The sequence below is a fragment of the Limnohabitans sp. Rim8 genome (assembly GCF_945869175.1).
GTDB lineage: Bacteria > Pseudomonadota > Gammaproteobacteria > Burkholderiales > Burkholderiaceae_C > Limnohabitans_A.
Genome location: NZ_CAMBNZ010000123.1, coordinates 1 through 5,739, shown reverse-complemented (window position 1 = coordinate 5,739; position 5,739 = coordinate 1). Strand labels below are relative to the sequence as shown.

Here is a 5,739-nt window from a genome sequence, read left to right as displayed (position 1 = left end):
GGCAATCCATCAAAATTGCTATTTTAGTAAAAACTTCAATTTTTTCAGGGCTTCTTTGCGCTGTCTCAGCCTATTTTTTGCGGAGAGAAATGCGCAGCTGGATCAGCTGGCTGCTGCCAGTCCGTTGGAGAAGTGTGCCGACATGCGTTCGGCTGCTAATTCGGCTTGTCTCGCGATCAAGGCCTGAACAATGGCTTGGTGCTCGGCCAGCGATTGTTCAATTCGTCCCACTTTGAACAAAGAGCTGTGGCGGTTGAGCTTCATCACTTTGCGCAGGTCGGCCACCATCTGGTCGCGCCAACGGTTGTCGGCGATCTGCAGCAGCAGCATGTGGAAGGCTTCGTTGATTTCAAAAAAACGGTCTCGCTGGTCTACGGCCTTTTCCAGATCCTGGTGCAAAGCGCTGATTTGGCGCATTTGTTCGGCACTGGCGGTTTGGGCCACCACGCGGGCCGCATCGGATTCGAGCAAAGCCAACAGGTGGTACACATCCCGCAGGTCTTTTTCGCTCACCTCGGTGACATAAGCGCCGCGCCGCACTTTCATGGTCACCAGACCTTCGGCAGCCAGCACCTTCAAAGCCTCTCTCATGGGAGTGCGGCTGATGCCCAGTGCCTCGGCAATGCGCAACTCATCGATCCAGCTGCCGGGTTCCAGCTCGCGCGCAAAGATTCGCTGTCGCAAAAGCTCGGCAACTTCTTCGTACAGGGCGCGGGGTGCAAGGGACAGGGCAGACATGGGGCGGATCAGGGGGCAGTGGACGGGTGTTGGGTCGCGGCCAAACGGTATTTCAGGCGCTTGAGATGGACCATTGTAAGGCGGTTAGAATATTCTGCATCAATAATTATGAATCACAAAACTTGTAAGCCGGTCGGTAGTCTGCAGCTGCCAAAATCTGGTCAAGTCATTTTTGTCCCGAAAGCACAGCGCCATGTCGTCCAAATCATTTGAATTCAACGCATCCAACCTGGAGGCCTGGCAAAAAGCAGCCACCAAATCGGCCCCAGGTGGCGATGTCAATGCCCTGAACTGGAAAACGCCGGACGGCATCGTTGTCAAGCCTTTGTACACGGCAGCCGACACGGCCAACTTGCCTTACGCCAATACCTTGCCGGGCTTTGAGCCCTTTTTGCGCGGTCCCCAAGCCACCATGTACGCGGTGCGACCCTGGACGATCCGCCAATACGCCGGTTTTTCCACCGCTGAAGAATCCAATGCCTTTTACCGCAAGGCCCTGGCCGCAGGCGGGCAGGGCGTGTCGGTCGCGTTTGACCTGGCCACGCACCGCGGTTACGACTCCGATCACCCGCGCGTGACGGGCGACGTGGGCAAGGCCGGTGTGGCCATTGACTCGGTCGAGGACATGAAGATCTTGTTTGACCAGATCCCGCTCGACAAGGTCAGTGTGTCGATGACCATGAACGGCGCGGTGCTGCCGGTGCTGGCGGGTTATGTGGTGGCCGCCGAAGAGCAGGGCGTGAGCCAAGACAAACTGTCTGGAACGATTCAGAACGACATTCTGAAAGAGTTCATGGTGCGAAACACCTACATTTACCCGCCGGAGCCGTCGATGAAGATCATCGGCGACATCATCGAGTACACGGCCAAGCACATGCCCAAGTTCAACTCGATCTCGATCTCGGGTTACCACATGCAAGAAGCCGGGGCCAATCAGGCGCTGGAAATGGCCTTTACCCTGGCCGACGGCAAGGAATACGTCAAAACCGCGATTGCCAAAGGCATGGACGTGGACGCGTTCGCGGGTCGCCTGTCATTCTTCTGGGCTGTGGGCATGAACTTTTACCTGGAAATCGCCAAGATGCGTGCGGCCCGCTTGCTGTGGTGCCGCATCATGAAGGGCTTTGACGCCAAGAACCCCAAGAGCCTGATGCTGCGCACGCACAGCCAAACCTCTGGTTGGTCGCTCACCGAGCAAGACCCCTACAACAATGTGGTGCGCACCACCATCGAGGCCATGGCCGCGGTCTTTGGTGGCACCCAGTCGCTGCACACCAACAGCTTTGACGAAGCCATCGCTTTGCCCACCGAATTCAGCGCGCGCATCGCCCGCAACACGCAGCTCATCATTCAGGAAGAAACGCACATTACCAACGTGATCGACCCTTGGGCCGGCTCTTTCATGATGGAGTCGCTCACTCAAGAAATGGCCGACAAATCCTGGGCCATCATCGAAGAAGTCGAAGCCATGGGCGGCATGACCAAGGCGGTGGGCAGCGGCTGGGCCAAACTCAAGATCGAAGCGGCGGCTGCTGAAAAGCAGGCGCGCATCGATTCGGGCAAAGACGTCATCGTGGGCGTGAACAAATACAAGTTGGCCAAAGAAGACCCGATCGAAACCTTGTCGATCGACAACGTGCGCGTGCGCGACGGCCAGATCGAACGCCTCCAAGCCATCCGCGCCAGCCGGGACAGCGCCAAGGTGCAGGCCGCGTTGGACGCTTTGAGCGCTTCGGCCGAATCGGGCCAGGGCAACCTGCTCGACCTGTCCATCCAAGCCGTGCGCTTGCGTGCCACCGTGGGCGAGGTGTCCGACGCGCTGGAAAAAACGTTTGGTCGCCACCGCGCCGACACTCAAAAGGTCACGGGCGTTTACGCTGCGGCTTATGACGACGGCGAGAACGTGGGCGACACCATGGAATACTGGAACCAACTCAAGGCTGACATCGTCGCCTTTGCCGATGCGCAAGGCCGTCGCCCCCGTGTGATGATCTCCAAACTGGGCCAAGACGGCCACGACCGGGGTGCCAAAGTGGTAGCCACCGCGTTTGCCGATTTGGGGTACGACGTGGACATGGGCCCCTTGTTCCAGACGCCTGAAGAGTGCGCGCGTCAAGCCATTGAAAACGATGTGCATGCCGTGGGTGTGTCTACCTTGGCCGCAGGCCACAAGACGTTGGTGCCCGCCATCATTGCCGAGCTCAAGAAACAAGGCGCTGACGACATCATCGTGTTCGTGGGTGGCGTGATCCCGCGACAGGACTACGACATTCTGTACGAAGCGGGTGTCAAAGGCATCTACGGCCCTGGCACCCCGATTCCGGTCAGTGCCAAAGACGTGCTGGAGCAGATCAAAAAGGCCTTGGGGTGACGCCTGCACAGTTGCTTGAGGGCCTTTTGCATGGCGATTCGCCAGTGCAACGCCGCGCCATGGCCAAAGCCATCACCTTGCTGGAGTCCACCCGCACGGACCATCGCGCCTTGGCCGACGAATTGCTCACGGCCATGTTGCCGCACACGGGCCAGTCATTCCGTCTGGGCATCAGTGGTGTGCCGGGCGTGGGCAAAAGCACCTTCATCGAAGCGCTGGGCTTGTACCTGATCGGTCAAGGTCACCGGGTGGCGGTGTTGACCATCGACCCATCGTCCACGGTTTCTGGCGGCTCCATTTTGGGTGACAAAACCCGCATGGAAAGGCTCAGCGTTCATGAGCGCGCCTATATCCGACCCAGCCCCAGCAGCGGCACTTTGGGCGGCGTGGCCGAAAAAACCCGCGAGTCCATGCTGGTTTGCGAAGCGGCAGGCTACGACGTGGTGATTGTGGAGACGGTGGGCGTGGGCCAGTCCGAGACGGCAGTGGCCAACATGACCGACATGTTTGTGCTCATGCAGTTGCCCAATGCGGGCGACGATCTGCAGGCCATCAAAAAAGGCGTGATGGAGATCGCCGATTTGGTCGTCATCAACAAGGCCGACATCGACGCCATCGCAGCCACCCGCGCCGAGTTGCAAATCACCAGCGCCTTGCAGCTGTTGGGCATGCACGGCGGTTCGGGCCATGCGCATGCCGATACCAGCCAGTGGCACCCCAAGGTGGTGCAGCTCAGCGCCTTGTTGGGCCAAGGCGTGGACACTTTCTGGGCGGCAGTCACTGAATTCAGGGGCCTGCAAACGGCCAACGGTCGTCTGGTCTTGCGCCGCCAGCAACAAGCCCTGTCGTGGATGTGGGAGCGCATCGACGCGGGCTTGAAACAAAGTTTCAAAGCGCAGTCAAATGTTCAATTGCTGCTGCCCCAACTCAGTCAACAAGTTGCGGCCGGCCAGCTGGCCGCCTCCACGGCTGCCCGTCAACTCCTTGGCGCGTACCAGTCGCTGGGTTGAATTCGCCATCTTCCTGAAGAAAAGAGAGAGCCACCATGCAAGACATCAACGAACAACTGGAACAAAAGCGCGCCGCGGCCCGCTTGGGCGGAGGGCAAAAGCGCATCGACGCGCAGCATGCCAAAGGCAAACTCACGGCCCGTGAGCGCATCGAAGTGCTGCTCGACGAAGGCACCTTTGAAGAGTGGGACATGTTCGTCGAGCACCGTTGCACCGACTTCGGCATGGAGACCAACAAAATTCCGGGCGACGGTGTGGTCACGGGCTACGGCATGATCAACGGCCGTTTGGTGTTTGTGTTCAGCCAAGACTTCACCGTGTACGGCGGGGCTTTGTCTGAAACGCATGCCGAGAAGATTTGCAAAATCATGGACCAAGCCATGAAGGTAGGTGCCCCTGTGATTGGCCTGAATGACTCGGGCGGCGCGCGCATTCAAGAAGGCGTGGCTTCGCTCGGTGGCTATGCCGACGTATTCCAGCGCAATGTCATGGCCAGCGGTGTGGTGCCCCAGATCAGCATGATCATGGGCCCGTCAGCAGGGGGTGCAGTGTATTCGCCCGCTTTGACCGATTTCATCTTCATGGTCAAAGACACCTCCTACATGTTCGTCACCGGTCCTGAAGTGGTCAAGACCGTGACCCACGAAGAAGTGACGGCCGAAGAGTTGGGCGGCGCATTGACGCACACCACCAAGAGTGGCGTGGCCGACATGGCGTTTGAAAACGACGTCGAAGCGTTGCTGATGCTGCGTCGTCTCTACAACTACTTGCCGCTGAACAACCGTGAGAAAGCACCCGTGCGTGCCAGCGGTGACCCGGCTGGTCGCATGGACATGAGTTTGGACACTTTGGTGCCCGAGAACCCCAACAAAGCCTACGACATGAAAGAGCTCATCGTCAAAACCGTGGACGATGGCGACTTCTTTGAGTTGCAACCCGATTACGCCAAAAACATCCTGATCGGCTTTGCCCGCCTGGAGGGTCAGACCGTGGGTATCGTGGCGAACCAACCTTTGGTGCTGGCCGGTTGCTTGGACATCAAAAGTTCCATCAAGGCGGCCCGCTTTGTGCGGTTTTGCGATGCCTTCAACATTCCCGTCATCACCTTTGTCGATGTGCCTGGTTTCATGCCCGGTACCTCGCAAGAATATGGCGGCATCATCAAGCACGGCGCAAAGTTGCTGTACGCCTTCGCTGAGTGCACCGTGCCCAAAATCACTGTCATCACCCGCAAAGCCTACGGTGGCGCGTACGATGTGATGTCTTCCAAACACCTGCGCGGCGACGTGAACTTCGCCTGGCCCAACGCCGAAATCGCGGTGATGGGTGCCAAGGGTGCGGTCGAAATCATTTTCCGCGAAGACAAGGGCGACCCCGAAAAACTGGCCGCCAAAGAAGCCGAATACAAAGCCCGCTTCGCCAACCCCTTTGTGGCGGGCGCTCGCGGCTTTATCGATGACGTCATTCAACCGCACGAAACCCGCAAGCGCATCTGCCGCTCGCTGGTCATGTTGAAAGACAAGAAGATCGACAACCCATGGCGCAAGCACGGGAACATTCCACTGTGATTGCCAAGGAGAAGAACAAGATGTTTACCAAAATCCTGATTGCCAACCGCGG

General features: G+C 58.4%; 4 protein-coding genes. 3 read left to right on the top strand and 1 reads right to left on the bottom strand.

Annotated elements, in window-relative coordinates; translation table 11 throughout:
- Positions 1 to 102: 102 nt before the first annotated feature.
- A complete protein-coding gene (locus tag Q0O19_RS13650) occupies positions 103 to 738 on the bottom strand; it encodes a GntR family transcriptional regulator (protein ID WP_295523864.1) in 636 nt (211 codons plus the stop codon).
- 193 nt (positions 739 to 931) lie between these two features.
- Here Q0O19_RS13650 and scpA point away from each other — a divergent pair, with 193 nt between their 5' ends.
- The 3 genes from scpA to Q0O19_RS13635 are packed head-to-tail and all read left to right on the top strand — an operon-like array spanning position 932 to position 5,687.
- Positions 932 to 3,109, top strand: a complete 2,178-nt coding sequence (gene scpA, locus Q0O19_RS13645) for a methylmalonyl-CoA mutase (protein ID WP_295523862.1) — start codon at positions 932 to 934, stop codon at positions 3,107 to 3,109.
- Positions 3,106 to 4,119: a methylmalonyl Co-A mutase-associated GTPase MeaB gene (gene meaB, locus Q0O19_RS13640; RefSeq protein ID WP_295523860.1), complete on the top strand. Its 1,014-nt coding sequence runs from the start codon at positions 3,106 to 3,108 to the stop codon at positions 4,117 to 4,119. The genes scpA and meaB overlap by 4 nt, the downstream gene beginning before the upstream one ends.
- A 35-nt stretch (positions 4,120 to 4,154) precedes the next feature.
- The gene (locus Q0O19_RS13635) at positions 4,155 to 5,687 is read left to right on the top strand and encodes an acyl-CoA carboxylase subunit beta (protein WP_295523858.1); all 1,533 of its coding nucleotides are present in this window, start codon (positions 4,155 to 4,157) and stop codon (positions 5,685 to 5,687) included.
- Positions 5,688 to 5,739: the final 52 nt, after the last annotated feature.

Coding starts and splice junctions, on each gene's coding strand:
- scpA (WP_295523862.1), top strand. CDS start 932: ATGTCGTCCAAATCATTTGAATTCAACGCATCCAACCTGGAGGCCTGG.
- Q0O19_RS13650 (WP_295523864.1), bottom strand. CDS start 738: ATGTCTGCCCTGTCCCTTGCACCCCGCGCCCTGTACGAAGAAGTTGCC.
- Q0O19_RS13635 (WP_295523858.1), top strand. CDS start 4,155: ATGCAAGACATCAACGAACAACTGGAACAAAAGCGCGCCGCGGCCCGC.